Raw genomic sequence first — 16565 nt, 5'->3', positions numbered from 1 at the left:
CCGTCGCCCACCAGCGCCGAGAACCGTCGAGATTGGATTACGAGGGGAGTGTCATGACCGCTAAGCCGATTCGCCCGGTTCGCCGTACCGAGATCGAACCGATCGTCATCGCCAGCGACAACAGCTTCGCGCACGCCTACGGCAGCGTCGCGGAGATGCTGAGCGAGAAGGACATCGGCGCCAAGGCCCAGGGCGGCCTTGAGTTCTTCGACAAGGCGGGCCGTCGGCTCGCGCCGGTACTCAGCCACGCCTGGGAGCTGGAGGGGCTGGTACCGACGCTGGAGGATCCCGACCCGGAGCTGGTCCAGGGCCGGCTACAGGCCGTCGTCCAGCACGTCGGCGACTACATCCGCCGGCACCCGGAGACCGTCGCCGACTCCGGGTTGACCGTGGACGAGGCGATCGCCGCGCTGCCGCAGCTCGGCGGCGGCACGCTCGCCGAGGACGCGGCGCACTTCCCGGGTGGCGACTCGCCCTCCGGTGGCGTCAGGCTGATGACGCAGGGTGGTTGGTTCCACAACTCCCTGCACGCGGCCGGCTGGACACACTGAGCACTTGATCGGACAGGGGTCGAAGGGGTGACGTCCACCGAGGACACCGGGCGGTGGCCCGCACGTCGGGTCGCCGTGCTGGTCGGGGCAGCCGTTGTCGTCGCGCTCGCGGTGATCGGGCAAGTGATCAACATTGGTGACACGACGGTCCAACTGACCGGAGAGACCGCGGTGATCGCGGTCGCGTTCACCGCCATGGGCGCGTTGGTCCTGGTAGGCATACCCGGACATCTCGTGGGCCGGCTCATGCTCGCCGCCGGGGGGGCGGCGAGCATGGCCACGCTCGCGGAGAGCTGGGGAAACGTTCTGCCCGCCGCCTGGCTGAGCCAGTGGGCCTGGTGGCCGCCGTACGGACTGATCTTCCTTGCCCTGCTGGTCTTCCCGGACGGCCGCCTGCCGTCCCGGCGGTGGCGACCGGTCGCGGTGCTGATGGTCGTCGGCATCACCGTCGCCTCGCTCGCCTACGCGGTGGCCGCCCTGGACGACCCCTACAGCCTGGTCAGCGTCGCCGAGGCGGCGCCGACCCAGCGGGCCCGCACGCTGGTGCTGGTCGGACTGCTCGGCATCGGGGTCACCGTGCTCGGCCTGGTGGCGGCACTGGTCGCGCTGGTGTTGCGCTGGCGACGGGCCGACGGTGAGACCCGGGCGCAGTTGGCCTGCCTACTGGCAAGCGCGATCCTGCTGCTGCTCGGCCTCGTGCTGGAGACCATCGACCTGCCCGGAGCCTGGGTGATCATGGTGGTCGCACTTCCGGTCGGGATGGCCGTCGCGGTGCTGCGCTACCGGCTGTACGGGCTGGACCAGGTCATCAACCGGACCATCGTCTGGCTGGTGATGAGCCTGCTGGTGATCGCCGCGTTCGTCGGGCTGATCACCCTGCTCCGGGACCTGCTGATGGCGGGCAGCACCTCGAACGCCTCGCTGGTCGCGACCGGGCTGATCGCGGTCGCCTTCGAGCCGGCCCGGGGCCGGGTGCAGCGGGGGGTCAACCGGCTGCTCTACGGCGACCGGGACGACCCGTACCAGGTGATGGCCCGGCTCGGCGAGCTGCTCGGCCGTACCGTCGAGCCCGGCGCGGTGCTGCCGCTGCTGACCGACACCATCGCCCGGTCGCTGCGGGTGCCGCACGTGGCGGTGGAGGTCGAGGGGCGGGAGGGGCCGCGCGTCCTCGCCGCGCACGGCACCGCGAACACCCCGGTCGAGGCGTTCGACATGGTGACCCGGGGGGACCGGGTCGGCCGGCTGCTGGTCGCCAACCGGAGCGCGGCGAGCCGGTTCACCCCGGTGGAACGGCGGCTGCTGGGCGACCTGGCACTGCACGCGGCCGTGGCGGCCGACGCCGTCCGACTCATCCACGACCTCCAGGAGTCGCGGGAGCGCCTGATCACCGCCCGTGAGGAGGAGCGTCGGCGACTCCGCCGCGACCTGCACGACGGGCTCGGCCCGACGCTGGCCGGGATGGCCATGCAGGTCCGGGCGGCGCACAAGCTCGTCGCCGGGCAGCCCCGCACCGGTCGGATCCTCGACGCGCTCGCCGCGGACCTGCAAACCTGCACCGCCGAGGTACGCCAACTCGTCGACCAGCTCCGGCCACCGGCGCTGGACCGGGGGCTCGCCGCCGCGCTGCGCAACGAGTGCGCCCGGTTCGACAGCCCGACGCTCTCGGTCCGGTTGCAGGTCGACGGGAACCTCCAGGGGCTGCCGGCGGCGATCGAGGTGGCCGCGTACCGGATCGTCGCCGAGGCGTTGAACAACGCGACCCGGCACTCCCGGGCCAGCAGCTGCCGGGTGAACGTGCACCGGGACCGGGCGCTGACGGTGGAGATCGTGGACGACGGGGTGGGGCTCGGCCCGCGCCGGCCCGGCGGGGTCGGCCTCGACTCGATGCGGGAACGGGCCACCGAACTCGGCGGCGAGTTCGACATCACCCCGAGCAGTCCACATGGTACGTCCATCCGGGTGCGTCTGCCGTTCCAGCCGGCCGTACCCGACCAGCCGACCGGTGCGGTGGCACAGGACAGCCCAGCCACTCTCGGACGAGCGGCTACCGGCGCACCGGCCGTAGATGCCGCCGCCCCCGACCGTACGGCCGGGGACTCCGGGACCGATCCCGGTTCCGGCGGCCCGGACGGCTGCTGGGGGGTCGCCCACCGATCCGTCGACACCGGCCCGGAGTCGGAGGTGCCGCAGCCGCGGAGCACCACGGCACAGCCCGCCGGCACCGCCCCGCAGGCCGCCGGCAACCAGAGTCCGGACAGCGACGCGGGCCGGACCGGCTAGCCCGCTACGCTGAACCCGCGATGCGCAGCCCGGCTCCGCGGTGCCATTCCGCCGCCCGCTGGCAGCGCACAGGACGCGGTGTGCGGGCAGAGGCGGCGACGAGCATGGTGCACGGTGGACGGATCCTCATCGTCGACGACCACCCGGTGGTGCGCCGGGGGCTGCGCACCATGCTCGAGGGCGAGTCGTGGGTGAGCGAGGTCTTCGAGGCGGCGACCACCGCCGAGGCGATCAGCACCGCGGTCACCGAGCGGGTCGAGGTGATCGCGATGGACGTGACGCTGCCGGACGGCGACGGAGTCGACGCCACCGCCCGGATCGTCCAGTCCTGCCCGGAGACCAAGGTGCTGATGCTGACGATGGCCAACGACGAGGAGATCGTGGCCCGGGCGCTGCGGGCGGGCGCCCGGGGCTACGTGCTCAAGGACACGGATCCGGACGCCGTCATCGACGCGCTGCGTACGGTCGCGCAGGGCGGTGTCGTGCTGGGTCCGGGCATCGGGCCGTCGGTGCTCACCACCCTCAACCGGGGGCCGGTCGAGCTGCCCGCCCCGTTCAACCAGCTCACCGCCCGGGAGCGGGACATCCTCGGCCGGCTCGCCTTCGGCGACACCAACGCCAAGATCGCGCGACACTTCGGGCTCAGCGAGAAGACGGTACGCAACCAGCTCTCCGCGATCTTCGCGAAGCTGGGTGTCGCCGACCGCGTCCAGGCGGCCCTGCTCGCCCGCGACGTCGGACTCGGCGCCTGAGCCGGTTCGGTTGAGTGGACTCGGCGGCTGAGCGGACTCGGCGCCCGAGCGGGCCTCGGTGGCGGTCGCCTGCCAGTGTCTGGGGCGTCTCCCGGTGCTCAGCGCGGGTGCAGGTCGAACTCGACGGTGACCGGGTAGTGGTCCGAGGCGGATTCCGCCGCATCACCGGTGACCACCCGAGGATCGTGCGCCAACCGGGCGAGCGGCGGCGTGCCGAGCAGGTAGTCGAGTCGCATTCCGGTGAACTCCGCCCCGCCGCCCGCGCTGGTCGGCACGGTCTGCGGCGGCTCCGCCCGGTCGGCCGGGGTGCCGGAACCCTCCGGCCGGAACAGGTCCACGAAGCCCGCCCGGTACAGCGCGGCGACCGCCCGGCTGTCCACGGTCACCCCGTCCGGCATCAGGTGCCGCGCCCGGTACTCCGGCAGGAGCCGGCCGATCCGCCCGTCGTGCCGGTCGCCCGGGTCGAGCGTGTTCAGGTCACCCATCAGCAGGACCAGCCGCTCCGGTAACGGACTCCGGTCCGGTCCGCCCCGACCGGCCGCCCCGACCAGCCAGCCGGCCTCCCGCAGCCGGCGCCGCCCGGAGTACGGATTCAGGTGCGTGCCGAGCACGGTCAGCGGCCCCCGGTCGGTCGCCAGCACGACCCGCTGTGCCCCGTGGTGGAACGGCCGGCGGACCGGCGCCACCGCGACCGCCTCGACCGGCGGCCGGACCAGGATCGCCACCGGTTGCCCGAACCAGCCGCCGGCCAGGTACGCCCGCATGCCGAGCCGCCGCGCCACCGTGTCGAGCCGGTCGCGGTCCCGGCGCAGGCCCCGGAGTTCCTGCAACGCCAGCACGTCCGGCCGCTGCTCGGCGACGACCTGGAGTACCCGGTCGAGCCGGCCCTGGTCGGTGCCGTCGCGGCCGCCGTTCTTGATGTTGTAGGTCATCGCCCGCACCCCGGCCGCACCCCCGTCCTCGTCCTCGTCCGGTTCCGGGTGACCGCCGGCCTCAGTCCGGCCGGGCCGCCCGGGCCAGTTCGTCGTCGAGGCGCGACAGCTCGGCCGGGCTGCCCGGCACGGTCTCCGCCGGCCGCGTCCCGTCGGTCGGGCGGCTCGACCCGGCCGCCTCCGCGCCGGCATCGCCGCCGCCCTGCCGCCGGCCGTCCTCGGAGAGTTCCGCGTTCGGGCGCACCACCAGCCAGAGCAGGCCGATCCAGAGTGTGGTGAGCAGCGTGGCCCCGGCGAAGTCACTCGGATGGTGCATCCCCCGGTACATCCGGGAGGTGGCCACCGCCAGCGGCATGACGACCGCGGCCAGTACGGTGAGCCAGCGCCACCACCGGTCGGTGCGCGGCATCACCAGCAGGGCGATCGCCACCCACAGGCACATGGTCGCCGCGATGTGCCCGGACGGGAAGGACGCGGTCGGCAGGTGGCCGTCCAGGTGCTCGACCGGGGGACGGGGCCGGTCGACCGCCCGGGCCGACGCCAGGAAGAGGGTCAGCTCGCCGAACATGGTCAACGCGAGGAAGAGCACCGGCCGCCAGCGCCGCCAGAAGGCCAGCGCCAACGGGCAGAAGACCAGCGATACCAGCAGGATGGCGTGGGTGTCGCCCGCCTTGCTCGCCAGGTAGCTGAGGTCGTTGAGGAACTCGGTCCGGTGCGCGGCGAACCACTCCGGCACCTCCCGGTCGAGGGTCTCGACGAAGCTGCCCTTCAGGTGATAGCTGACCAGCATGCCGAAGGCGTACAGCGCGCCGAAGACCAGTACCCAGCCGGTGAGCACCTCGGCGACGGCCGCCCGGGGGTGCGGCAGCAGGTGGTCCTCGGCCGGTGCCGGGCTGATCTCCCGACCCGCCTCCGGCTCCAGCCCCTCGGCCAGCGGCCGGACCGGGCGACCCCGCTCGCGGCGCCACAGTCGGAAGGCGTACGCGGTGACGCCCAGCCAGGCGAGGCCGAGCAGCCAGCCGGCGAGGACGTCGGAGAGGTAGTGCACGCCGAGCGCGACCCGGGTCACCCCGACCGCGAGTACCACCGCGACGACGACCCCGACGGCCGCCCGGCGCCACCCGCGTCGCATCGCCGGCAGGAAGACCAGCAGCAGGGCGCCGTAGGCGACCATCGACCCGAGGGCGTGCCCGCTGGGGAAGCTGTTGCCCGGCGCCGAGGCGACCGGGATGTCGACCACCGGACGGAGCCGGCCGACCAGTTCCTTCAGCGACGGGTCGAGCACAAGTGCGCCGAGACCGGTGACGATCAGATAGACCGCGAGCCGGCCCTGCCGGCGGATCAGCAGGCCCACCACCGCGATGGTGACCAGCCAGATCATGATCGGTCGGCCGCCCAGCGAGGTGATCGCCCGGAGTACGGTGACCAGGCCGTCGTTGGCCGAGACCAGCTCGTTGAACCAGGCCGCCGTGCCGTGGTCGGCCCGGTGCAGCGGCTCCCAGTGGAATCGGACCAGCAGCAACAGCACGCCGAAGCCGACGCCGGTGCCCGCGACCAGGGCGAGCCCGGCCAGGCTACGTTCGGCGAAGTGTCCGAGGGGCCGCCGCAACTGTTCGCTGACCGTCGCCACGCCAGAACTCCCTTCTCGGTTCTGGCCTGCCCGGTACCCGCGCCGCGGGCGGCGTACACCCGTCAGCCGTCGCGCGGCTCCGTGCCGGAGCCGACCGTGTCGACCACCCGCCCTCCGGTGGCCCGTGGTCCGGGCACGATCCGGCCGAGCGGCTCCGCCGGATCGACGCCCGCCGTGTCGGCCTGCCCCGGGTCGGTCCGGTCCGGCTCCCACCGGTCCGGCTCGGCCGGCTCGTGCTCGCCGATCCGCAGCGCCTCCAACTGGGCGGCGAAGGCGAGGCCGCCGAAGAGCGCTATGCCGGTCAGGTTGGCCCAGAGCAGCAGCGCCATCATCCCGGTCAGCGCGCCGTAGGTGGCACCGAACGCGTCGCTGTAGGACACGTAGCCGGCGAGCAGGACGCTGGCCAGCCACCACAGCACGATGCTGAACCCGGCGCCGAAGAGCAGCCAGGACAGGCCCGGCTGCCGGCGGCGCGGCGCGTGCCGGAACAGCACCGCGACGGCGAAGACGGTCAACCCGAGGCTCAACGGCCAGCGCAGCACGTCCCAGGCGAGGCTGGCGGACGGCCCCCACCAGTCGTAGTACCGGCCCATCGAGCGGCCCAGTTCACCGCCGCCGACCAGGATGAGGAAGCCGGCCAGCGCGGGTGCGCCGGCGGTGAGCGCGAGTACGGCGGCCCGGAAGTACTTCCACAGTGCCGGCCGGTCCCGCTCCACCCCGTAGATCCGGTTCGCCCCGCGCTCCACCTGGGCCATCGTGGTGGTCAGCGCGACGAGCCCGGTGAGCAGGCCGAGGGCCAGGGCCAGTTCGCCGGCGTCCTCGGTCTGCTCCGAGTCGACCAGCAGCTCCTTGACCACCGCGTCGCTGGCGCCCGGCGTCAGCGCGATCACGGTGTCGGCGACCACCAGGCCGCCCTGGTCCGCCCCGAGGTCGCTGATCAGACCGGCGAGCGCGATCAGGAACGGCACCACGGCGAGGCAGAGTTGCAGGGCCAGCGCCCGGGCGTGGCTGAACGCGTCGCCGTAGCGGAACCGGATGAAGGCGTCCCGGACCAGGTGCCAGCCGCCGTGCCGGCGCAGGGTGTGCCAGGCGTCGTCGGCCGAGAGTTCGTCGTCCGCCATGCAGCGGGTCTCGGGAACCAGCCGGGTACTGCTCACTGCGCCTCCTCCACCCGCCGCTCCCCGCGCTCGGCGACCGCGTCGGCGTCCACCGCCAGGTCGGGCTCGGTCTCCGGCTTCGGTACGCAGAGCCAGAGCGCCTGCGGGCGCACCGACACCTTCAGCGCGCGACCGGCCGGGATGACGTCCCCGTCCAGTTCGCGCGGCTGGGCCCGGTTGCTGGTGATGGTGACCTGCCGGCCGCGCAGCACCTCCATCCCGGGCACCCGGCGGCGGCGCCGCAGCACCGCCCAGCCGAGCGAGAGCCAGTGGTTGAGCGTCCTCGGGGTGAGCACGGCGACGTCCAGGTAGCCGTCGTCCGGCTCGGCGTCGGCGAGCAGTCGTACCCCGCCCTGCAACCGCCCGACGTTGGCCACCAGTACCGTCTTGGCCCGGCGCCGTCGGGGCGGCTGGTCGTCGATCCGGATCGAGACCCGCATCGGCCGGTCCCGCAGGTGTCGCAGCGCTCCCATCACGTACGCGGGCCAGCCGACCCGGGCCTTGGTGGTCTCGGAGGTGGCTTCGAGCATCTTCGCGTCGAAGCCCATCCCGGCCATCACGGTGAAGTACTGGTGCCCGCAGGCGCCGACGTCGATGCGCCGCCGGCCCTGTTCGATCGCCACCTCCAGCCCGGCGGCCAGGTCGTTGGAGAGCCCGAGGTTGGCGGCGAGCAGGTTGCCGGTGCCGGACGGCAGGATGGCCATCGCCACGTCGGTGCCGACCAGGGCACCGACGCAGGACATCACGGTGCCGTCGCCGCCGCAGACGAAGACCACCTCGGCGCCGGCCTCGATCGCCTGCCGGGCCTGACCCTCGCCCGGGTCGTCCACTGTGGTGCTGTACCAGGCCGGTTCGGGCCAGCCGGCGGCCGACAGCGTGTCGGTGACGGTACGCCGCAGCCCGTCCAGGTCGGTCTGCTTCACCGGGTTGACCACCACCGCCGACCGGGGACCCCCGGCTCCGCTGGTCCGGGAATCCCCGGCTCCGCTGGTCCGGAGATCCGCCGGGACGCCGTCCGTGCTCTCCTCGTGCGCCTTCACGGCCGCCAGTGTGCAGCAGCTTGCCGCCGTCAGCGAGCCGGACGGACGTGACCAATCGCGCATGCCGGGCGGGTTTGCCCGGGACACGCCGCGAGCGGCTGAGGCCGGAACCGGTCAGGCGGCCCTGCGGAGCGAGTCGAGGGTACGGCGGCGCAGCTCGGCGAGGTCGAGCCCGGCCTCGGTCAGCACCAGTGCGGCCAGTCCGTTTCCCTCGCGGAGCAGCCCGAGCAGGATGTGCTCGGCGCCGATCTCCCGGTGCCGGAGCTGGACCGCCTCGCGCAGGGCCAACTCCAGCACCTTCTTCGCCCGGGCGGAGAAGCGGCTGGAGAGGTCCCAGCCGCCGAAGATGCCCCGCCGCGCCGACCGGGCCGGCGGCGATTCGAGGGCGCCCTCGCCGAACGACTCCTCGAGCTTGGAGCGGACCGCCGCCAGGTCGATGCCGATCGAGCGGAGCGCCTCCGCGTCGCGGTCGCCGAGTTCGTCGGTGCCGCGGCCGATCTTCCGGTCGATCGCCTCGGTCACCCGCGCGGCGTCCACGCCGGCCTGGTTGAGCAGCCCGGCGACCGAGCCGCTCTCCGCGTCGAGCAGGGCGAGCAGCAGGTGCTCGGTGCCGACGTTGCGGTGCCCCAGCCGCTCGCGGGCCGCCACCGCTCCCCGGACCACGTCCCGGGCCTGCACCGTGAACCGCTCGAACATCATGCCCCTCCCTGGCTACGCGCCGACGCCCGGCCGGCGTGCTTCTTGTGTACTCCCTGCCTGCTGACCTCGAGTGCGTCGGCGATCTCCTGCCAGGACCAGCCCTGGCGCCGGGCGTTGTCGACCTGGACGACCTCCAGGCGTTCCAACAGCCGGCGCAGGGCCACCACCGCGCGCAGCCCGATCCGTGGATCGGTGCTGCCGGCCGCCGCCGCCAGATCCGTTGCCTGACTCATACTGTCAACTTAGGTTGACAGGGCCACCGTTGTCAACCCCAGTTGACACGACCCGGGACGGAGACCCGTGGCCCGGACACCGCAGCGCGGGCCGGTCAGGAGAGAGCGGCGCGGAACGCCGTGGCCCGCAGGCGCAGGGCCGCCAGGTCACCGCCCTGGGGCGCCGTACCGAGCAGGGACTCGGAGGCGCTCACCGCGACGGCACCCGCCGAGAGGTACTCCGGAGCCGACTCGACGTCCACCCCGCCGAACGGTACGAACGGCACGTCCGGAAACGGCTCCCGGAGCGCCCGGAGATAGGCCGGGCCACCGAGCGACGCGGGAAAGAGCTTCACCGCCGCCGCCCCGGCCAGGCTGGCCGCGACCACCTCGGTCGGGGTCAGCGCGCCGACCAGCACGGGCAGCCCGAGCCGGACCGCCTCGGCGACCGCCGGCACCAGCCCCGGCGTCACCACGAACGACGCACCGGCCTGCTCCGCCTGCACCACGTCGGACTCGGTGAGCACCGTACCGGCGCCCAGCGGCGCGTCCGGCCCCAACGCCGCCCGGGCCCGGACCAGCACCCCGGCCTCGTCCCGGGAGGTCAGCGACACCTCGACCAGGGCGATGCCCGCCTCCGCCAGCGCCAGTACGCTGGCCAGCGCCGCATCCGGGTCGTCGCCCCGCACGACGGCGAGCAGCCGGTGCCGGCGCAGCACGTCGGGCAGGTTCACCGCCCCATCCTCGCAGTCGGGCCCGCCCCGCGCGGCACAACGGGACCGGGCCGAAGCACCGCAGAACCGGCAGCGGCGGAGATTTGCGGTGATTCGCATATACCGCCTGGGCGACTTGGCAAATCCTGCTAACCTCCCGGCCATGCACCGAAGCCCCGTGACGGGTCCGGACCGGATGCCCGCCGAGGGCGACGTCAGCCGCAGCTACCCACTCGCCGGCCACCGGCTCGACGTCGCCGGGGGCAGCCGGGTCGGCCAGCGCTACTCGGCCAACTTCGACGTGCTGCACGTCGATCCGGTGCTGCCGTTCCTGGCGGTCGCCGACGGGATGGGCGACGGCCGGGGCAGCACCGTCGCCGGCGGTACCACCATGGAGACGATGGTCGCCGGAGTACGCGCGGCAGCGCCCGACCTCGGCCCCGGTCCGCTCCGCGCCGCGATGGCCCGGGCACAGTCCCTGGTCCGGGCGGCCGGTGCCGAGCTGAACGAGCTGACCGGCTGCACCTTCACCGGCCTGGTCGTCGTCCCGCCCGCCACCGGGCCGGTCGACGAGGGGCACGGTGGCGGGGCACGGCGTACCGCGCCGACCGCCCGCGCCGCCCCGGGCGGCAGCACACCGGATCCGGCGGCGGTGGCTGCCGAGCTTTCCGGCTGGATCGTGCAGATCGGCGACTCCCGCGCGTACCGGCTGCGGGACGGGTTGCTCGAACTGCTCACCGTCGACCACACGGCCGCCTGGCTCGGTGCCGTCTACGGCTGGTACCCGGCGGACTCCCCGGCGGCGGCCGCCGCCCGCTACCAGCTCACCCGTTACGTGGGGCACCCGGCCATGCCCGAGCCGGACCTGCTCCACGTCACGTTGCGGCCCGGCGACGTCTACTGCCTCTGCACCGACGGGGTCGCCGAACAGCTCGACTACCAGCGGCTGGCCAGCCGGCTCGGCGCGACCGGCAGCCTCGCCGAGACGGTCCGGGGGATACTCGCCGACACCCTGGTCGCGGGCGGCCGGGACAACGCCACCGCCGCCGTACTGCGGGTCGAGCACTGACCGGACCGGCATCCGGCGGCCGTACTGGCCGAATCCGCCGACGGCCCCCGTACCGCCCGGATACTCTCGGCTGGTGCGAGGGATACCCCAGGTAACCGATGGCGGGCCGATCGCCGCCATGCCCCCGGGGCGACGGTGAACGCTCCCCCGGACGCGCTGGTGGTCGTCGGGGTCGACGACTCCCGGCTGAGCATGACCGCGGTCCGGCTGGCGGCCCGCGAGGCGGTCCTGCACTCCCGCCCGCTGCGCATCGTGCACGCGTTCAACTGGGTCGCGGACCCCTCCGAACCGATGCCGGAGGAGCCCCGCCGTCCCGCCGAGGAGTTGCTGCAACGGGCCGGCGCCGTCGCGTTCGAGGCGCAGCGGGGCGTCGAGGTCTCCTGCGCGCTCGTCGAGGGACCGGTGATCACCACCCTGCTCCGGGAGTCGGGTTCCGCCGCGCTGCTGGTCATCGGCGACGGCGGGCTGTCGGCGGGTTCCGACGTGCCGACCCCCTCCGACGCCACCGCCGTGCAGCTCGCCGCCCGGGCCGGATGCACCGTGCTGGTCGCCCGGGAACAGCTTCCGCTGACCGGGCCGGTACTGGTCGGGGTGGACGGCTCGGCCAGCTCGCTGAGCGCCCTCGACTTCGCCTTCGACACCGCCGAGCGGCACTGCACCGACCTGGTCGTGGTGCAGGTCTGCGACCCGGACGGCGCGGACGGCGCACCGCCGCCCGAGGTCGTCGAGCAGCTCGCCGAGGCGGTCGCGCCGTGGCAGCGGAAGTACCCCTCGGTCCGGGTGAGCCAGCAGGTCCGGACCGGCGACCCGGAGTCGACGCTGGCCCAGGAGACCCGCCGGGCCGAACTCGTGGTGGTCAGCGCGCGCGGTGACGAGCCCTGGCGCGGCATGCTCGGCTCGGTCAGCCAGGCGATGCTCTACCACTCGGTCTCGCCGGTGGTCGTGGTACGCGGCGCGCACGGCGTCTACATCCAGGAGTGAGCGAGCCGGCCGAGATCGGGCGTTCCGGTCGCGGGTCGGGCCGGCTCGGGGCAGGCTCGGGTGATGGAAATTGCGCTGGACCCGCAGGCTCGACTGACCGACGAGGAACTGGGCCGGATCGACGCGTACTGGCGGGCCGCCAACTATCTGAGCGCCGGGCAGATCTATCTGCTGGCGAATCCGCTGCTCCGTGAGCCGCTGCGGCCGGAGCACGTCAAGCCGCGCCTGCTGGGCCACTGGGGGACGGACCCGGGGCTGAACCTGGTCTACGTACACCTGAACCGGCTGATCGTGGCCCGCGACCTGAACGCGATGCTGGTGACCGGCCCGGGACACGGCGCCCCGGCGATCATCGCGAACACGTGGCTGGAGGGGACCCTCACCGAGCTGTACCCGTCGGTGAGCCGGGACGAGGCCGGGATGGCCCGGCTGTTCCGGCAGTTCTCCTTCCCGGGCGGGATCCCGAGCCATGTCGCCGCCGAGGTGCCGGGCTCGATCCACGAGGGTGGCGAGCTGGGCTACGCGCTGGCGCACGCCTACGGGGCCGCGTTCGACAACCCGGACCTGCTGGTGGCCTGCGTGGTCGGCGACGGCGAGGCGGAGACCGGTCCGCTGGCCGGGAGCTGGCTCTCCACGATGTTCCTCGACCCGGCCCGGGACGGTGCGGTGCTGCCGATCCTGCACCTCAACGGCTACAAGATCGCCAACCCGACGGTGCTGGCCCGGATGCCCGAGGAGGACCTGCTGGGCATGTTGGGCGGCTACGGCTACCGGCCGTACGTGGTGGCCGGGGACGAGCCGGCCCGGGTGCACCGGGAGTTGGCGGCCTGCCTGGACCGGGCGCTGGACGAGATCGCCGAGATCCAGCGGCGGGCCCGTCGCGGCGGGCCGGTCGAGCGGCCACGCTGGCCGATGCTGGTGCTGCGGACCCCGAAGGGCTGGACGGGCCCGGCCGAGGTCGACGGCGAGCAGGTCGCCGGGACGTTCCGGTCCCACCAGGTGCCGCTGGAGGGGGTACGCGACAATCCCGACCACCTGGCGCAGTTGGAGCGCTGGCTGCGGTCGTACCGTCCGGAGGAGCTCTTCGACGCGACCGGCGCGCCGCTGCCGGCGCTGGCCGGGCTGGCGCCGCGCGGCGACCGGCGGATGAGCGCGAACCCGCACACCAACGGCGGCGTCGTACTCCGCGACCTGGTCCTGCCCGACTTCCGGGAGCACGCCGTCGAGGTGGACCGGCCGGGCAGCCCGGCGACCGGTGCCACCGGGGTGCTCGGCGGCTGGCTCCGGGACGTCATCGCGGCGAACCCGGACCGGTTCCGGCTCTTCGGCGCGGACGAGGTGGAGTCGAACGGGCTGGCCTCGGTCTTCGAGGTCACCGACCGGACGTTCCTGGGCACGATCGAGCCCGGCGACGACCACCTCGCCCCCGGCGGCCGGGTGATGGAGGTGCTCTCCGAACACCTCTGCCAGGGCTGGCTGGAGGCGTACCTGCTGACCGGCCGGCACGGCATCTTCACCAGCTACGAGGCGTTCATCCACATCGTCGACTCGATGCTCAACCAGCACGCCAAGTGGCTCAAGGTCACCCGGGACATCCCGTGGCGCCGCCCGGTCGCCTCGCTCAACTACCTGCTCTCCAGCCATGTCTGGCGGCAGGACCACAACGGCTTCTCCCACCAGGATCCGGGCTTCATCGACCACGTCACCAACAAGAAGGCCGAGATCGTCCGGGTCTACCTGCCGCCGGACGCCAACACGCTGCTCTGCACCATGGACCACTGCCTGCGCAGCCGGCACCACGTCAACGTGGTGATCTCGGGCAAGCAGGCCGCCCCGACCTGGTTGCCGATGAAGCAGGCGGAGCTGCACTGCCGGCGCGGGCTCGGGATCTGGGCCTGGGCCAGTACCGACGCCGGGGCCGAGCCGGACGTGGTGCTCGGGTGTGCCGGCGACGTACCGACGCTGGAGACGCTGGCCGCCGCCGACCTGCTCCGGCGGCACCTGCCCGAGCTGAGGGTACGGGTGGTCAACGTGGTGGACCTGATGCGCCTGCAACCCGCGAGCGTGCACCCGCACGGGCTGGCCGACGCGCAGTTCGACGCCCTCTTCACCCGGGACCGGCCGGTCATCTTCGCCTACCACGGCTATCCCTGGTTGATCCACCGGCTCACCTACCGTCGGACCAACCATGCCAACCTGCACGTCCGGGGCTATCAGGAGGAGGGCACCACCACGACGCCGTTCGACATGGTGATGCTGAACGACCTGGACCGGTTCCACCTGGTCATGGACGTGATCGACCGGGTACCCGGGCTGGCCGTCCGGGCCGCCGACCTGCGGCAGGTGATGGTCGACGCCCGGCAGGAGTGCCGGGATCACACCCGACGGTGCGGCGAGGACCATCCGATGGTCGCGCAGTGGCAGTGGCCGGGCTGAGCCGGCAGCAGGGTGCGCGAACCGTCGGCAAGGAGGCTGACCGGGAGCGGGTGATTTGGTTATCTGGTGGCAGCCGGTGCTTCCCCTCGCCGGCACCGGCACGTAGAGGAGGCAGACATGCCACTTCCGGACCAGGACTCCGCCGCCGGCCACTCGTTCGCCCTGGAGGTGGACGGGACAGTGATACCGCAGATCACCGAGGTCTCCGGGCTGCGCCTGGGCCAGGACGTCGTCGAGTTCAAGTCGAGCGCATCCGACGGCGAGTATGTGGTCCGCACGCTGCCCGGCCGGCCCCGGGAGGGCGAACTGACCGTCGTCCGGCCGCGGGACGGCGGCGACAGCTTCGAGAGCTGGATCGCCGACGTCCGCGCCGGCCGGGGCGCCGGGGGCGGGTCCGCCGCCGCCGTGCTCGTCCTCGACGCCGAGGGTACGCCGGTCAAGCGCTACAAACTCCTCGGCGCCACGCCCAAGCACCTGGAGGTCAGTACGATCACCAGCGGCGGTACCGGTGTGCTCACCGAGAAGCTGGTGCTGACCTACGAGGCGGTGGAGGTGGAGTAGTCCCGTGGCACGGTCGGCGGACGAGATCCTGGACATCGTCGACGAGCGGGACCGGGTGGTCGGGCAGGCCCCACGCGGCGTGGCGTACGCGCGGCGGCTGCGGCACCGGGCCGTCTTCGTACTGGCCCGCGACCCGTCGGGGCGGATCTTCGTGCACCGGCGTACGGCGCAGAAGCTCGTCTTCCCGTCCCGCTACGACATGTTCGTCGGCGGGGTCGTCGGCGCTGGCGAGTCCTACGACGAGGCGGCCCGGCGGGAGGCCGAGGAGGAGTTGGGCGTCTCCGGCCTGCCGGCGCCGACCCCGCTGTTCAGGTTCCGCTACGAGACGCCCGAGCACGCCTGGTGGTCCGCCGTCTACGAGGTGAGCTGCGCGATTCCGGTCGACCCGCAGGTCGAGGAGGTGGCCTGGCACGCGTTCCTCACCGACGAGGAGCTGGCCCGGCGGCTGACCGAGTGGGAGTGGGTGCCGGACGGGCTGGCCGCGTACCACCGGCTGCTCGCCTGGCAGCGGGACCGCGCCGAGGGCGGCGCCGGTCAGCCCGGATAGTCGAGCTGCGGCTCGGCGTGCGGGGCGCCTTTCAGTTCGTGGAAGCCGGGCACACCGGCGACGAGCAGGGTGCCGTCCCAGAGCCGGCCGGCCTGCTCGCCGGTGGGGATCCGGGAGATGACCGGGCCGAAGAAGGCGATCCGGCGGCCGTCGGTGCCGGTCACCGCGATGATCGGGGTGCCGACGTGCGTACCGACCAGCGCGATCGCCTCGGCGTGCGAGGCGCGCACCGCGTCGTCGTACCCGGTCGACATGCCGGCCTCGACCAGCTCGCGCGGCAGGCCGGCGGCGTCCAGCGCGGTGTGCAGGTCGCCGAGCCAGTCCCCGTCGCCCCGGGCGGTGGTCCACATCGCGGTGTAGAGCCGGGCCAATGCCTCCGGACCGTGCTGCTGGCGGACGGCCGCGCAGATCCGCACCGGAACCCAGAGGTAGCCCTCGGGGTCGCCTTCCGGGTCGTCGTCCCGGCCCTCGTTGAGCACCGAGAGGCTCATCAGGTGCCAGCGCGGCTCGACCGGCCGGACCTTCGCCACCTCCAGCAGCCAGCGCGAGGTCGTCCAGGTGTACGGGCAGGAGGGGTCGAACCAGAAGTCCGCGACGATCGTCTCCGGCATCCCGTGCCCCTTCCAGGTCTGCTCGTGCCGCCCCTCCTCGGAGCTTAGGCGGAGGCGATCCCGGGCGATGCGCAGCCGGGGTGCCGCCCAGCCGAGGAAGCGCGCGTGCATGAGCTTCGGATCCGGGCGGCGGCTCGGGTGCAGCCGGTGCAGGTCGGCCATCGCCTCCTGCATCAGGCCGGCGAGGAAGACGGCCAGCCCGACCGGGTCGGCGACGTAGTCCAGCGGCAGCAGGGTCCGGGCGGTCAGGCAGGGCCAGTCGGTGGCGCAGACCCGGCAGAGCCAGAGCGGACGTCGGGGCAGGTGCGACCAGCCGAGCCGGTCGGTCGCCGCCGTGCCGCGGTCGGGTCGGCGGGAGGAGTACTCGATTCGCAGACTGTCGAGCTGCCCCGCT

At 73.4% G+C, this 16565-nt stretch carries 16 protein-coding genes; 8 read left to right on the top strand and 8 right to left on the bottom strand.

Features of this window, described 5'->3' with window-relative positions; translation table 11 throughout:
• The first annotated feature begins 53 nt into the window (after positions 1–53).
• The 3 genes from C6361_RS28665 (at position 54) to C6361_RS28655 (ending at position 3583) form a co-directional block, all read left to right on the top strand.
• Entirely contained in the window at positions 54–551 is a 498-nt protein-coding gene (locus C6361_RS28665) for a hypothetical protein (RefSeq protein WP_107259042.1), read from the top strand.
• Between the two features lie 27 nt (positions 552–578).
• On the top strand, positions 579–2831 hold the full coding sequence (locus tag C6361_RS28660) for a sensor histidine kinase (protein WP_234359067.1): 2253 nt from the start codon (positions 579–581) through the stop codon (positions 2829–2831).
• Positions 2832–2911: 80 nt separating this feature from the next.
• Entirely contained in the window at positions 2912–3583 is a 672-nt protein-coding gene (locus C6361_RS28655) for a response regulator transcription factor (RefSeq protein WP_234359066.1), read from the top strand.
• 98 nt (positions 3584–3681) lie between these two features.
• On the opposite strand, the gene C6361_RS28650 is transcribed toward C6361_RS28655, so the two are convergent.
• The 7 genes from C6361_RS28650 to C6361_RS28620 form a co-directional block, all read right to left on the bottom strand.
• A complete protein-coding gene (locus tag C6361_RS28650; RefSeq protein ID WP_107271246.1) occupies positions 3682–4515 on the bottom strand; it encodes an endonuclease/exonuclease/phosphatase family protein in 834 nt (277 codons plus the stop codon).
• A 61-nt stretch (positions 4516–4576) separates the two neighbouring features.
• A complete protein-coding gene (locus C6361_RS28645) occupies positions 4577–6145 on the bottom strand; it encodes a phosphatase PAP2 family protein (RefSeq protein WP_107269614.1) in 1569 nt (522 codons plus the stop codon).
• A 62-nt stretch (positions 6146–6207) separates the two neighbouring features.
• The gene (locus C6361_RS28640; protein ID WP_107269613.1) at positions 6208–7302 is read right to left on the bottom strand and encodes a YihY/virulence factor BrkB family protein; all 1095 of its coding nucleotides are present in this window, start codon (positions 7300–7302) and stop codon (positions 6208–6210) included.
• Positions 7299–8237: a diacylglycerol kinase family protein gene (locus tag C6361_RS28635; RefSeq protein ID WP_234359671.1), complete on the bottom strand. Its 939-nt coding sequence runs from the start codon at positions 8235–8237 to the stop codon at positions 7299–7301. Before C6361_RS28635 ends, C6361_RS28640 begins: the two co-directional genes overlap by 4 nt.
• Positions 8238–8456: 219 nt before the next feature.
• Positions 8457–9041, bottom strand: coding sequence for a Clp protease N-terminal domain-containing protein (locus tag C6361_RS28630; protein WP_234359065.1), 585 nt, complete (start codon positions 9039–9041; stop codon positions 8457–8459).
• The gene (locus tag C6361_RS28625; RefSeq protein WP_107259036.1) at positions 9038–9274 is read right to left on the bottom strand and encodes a helix-turn-helix domain-containing protein; all 237 of its coding nucleotides are present in this window, start codon (positions 9272–9274) and stop codon (positions 9038–9040) included. The genes C6361_RS28630 and C6361_RS28625 overlap by 4 nt, the downstream gene beginning before the upstream one ends.
• Before the next feature lie 95 nt (positions 9275–9369).
• Positions 9370–9987 carry a bifunctional 4-hydroxy-2-oxoglutarate aldolase/2-dehydro-3-deoxy-phosphogluconate aldolase gene (locus C6361_RS28620; RefSeq protein WP_107269610.1) on the bottom strand — a complete coding sequence of 206 codons (618 nt, stop codon included), beginning with the start codon at positions 9985–9987 and terminating at the stop codon, positions 9370–9372.
• A 142-nt stretch (positions 9988–10129) separates the two neighbouring features.
• Between C6361_RS28620 and C6361_RS28615 the strand changes: the two genes are divergently transcribed.
• The 5 genes from C6361_RS28615 to C6361_RS28595 all read left to right on the top strand — a co-directional run bounded on the left by C6361_RS28615 (position 10130) and on the right by C6361_RS28595 (position 15560).
• Entirely contained in the window at positions 10130–11035 is a 906-nt protein-coding gene (locus C6361_RS28615) for a PP2C family serine/threonine-protein phosphatase (RefSeq protein ID WP_234359064.1), read from the top strand.
• A gap of 135 nt (positions 11036–11170) precedes the next feature.
• Positions 11171–12016, top strand: coding sequence for a universal stress protein (locus tag C6361_RS28610; protein ID WP_107269609.1), 846 nt, complete (start codon positions 11171–11173; stop codon positions 12014–12016).
• A gap of 63 nt (positions 12017–12079) precedes the next feature.
• Positions 12080–14452 carry a phosphoketolase gene (locus C6361_RS28605; protein ID WP_107269608.1) on the top strand — a complete coding sequence of 791 codons (2373 nt, stop codon included), beginning with the start codon at positions 12080–12082 and terminating at the stop codon, positions 14450–14452.
• Between the two features lie 117 nt (positions 14453–14569).
• Positions 14570–15013: a phage tail protein gene (locus C6361_RS28600; RefSeq protein WP_107259032.1), complete on the top strand. Its 444-nt coding sequence runs from the start codon at positions 14570–14572 to the stop codon at positions 15011–15013.
• A 4-nt stretch (positions 15014–15017) separates the two neighbouring features.
• Complete coding sequence (locus C6361_RS28595; protein ID WP_107269607.1) at positions 15018–15560, top strand: NUDIX hydrolase; 543 nt, start codon at positions 15018–15020, stop codon at positions 15558–15560.
• Here C6361_RS28595 and C6361_RS28590 read toward each other — a convergent pair.
• On the bottom strand, positions 15548–16171 hold the full coding sequence (locus tag C6361_RS28590; RefSeq protein WP_107271244.1) for a disulfide bond formation protein DsbA: 624 nt from the start codon (positions 16169–16171) through the stop codon (positions 15548–15550). The genes C6361_RS28595 and C6361_RS28590 overlap by 13 nt on opposite strands.
• Positions 16172–16565 lie beyond the last annotated feature (394 nt).

The sequence above is a fragment of the Plantactinospora sp. BC1 genome (genome assembly GCF_003030345.1).
GTDB lineage: Bacteria > Actinomycetota > Actinomycetes > Mycobacteriales > Micromonosporaceae > Plantactinospora.
Note: the sequence above shows the minus strand (reverse complement) of the source record. Positions and strands in the feature narration are given on the sequence as shown.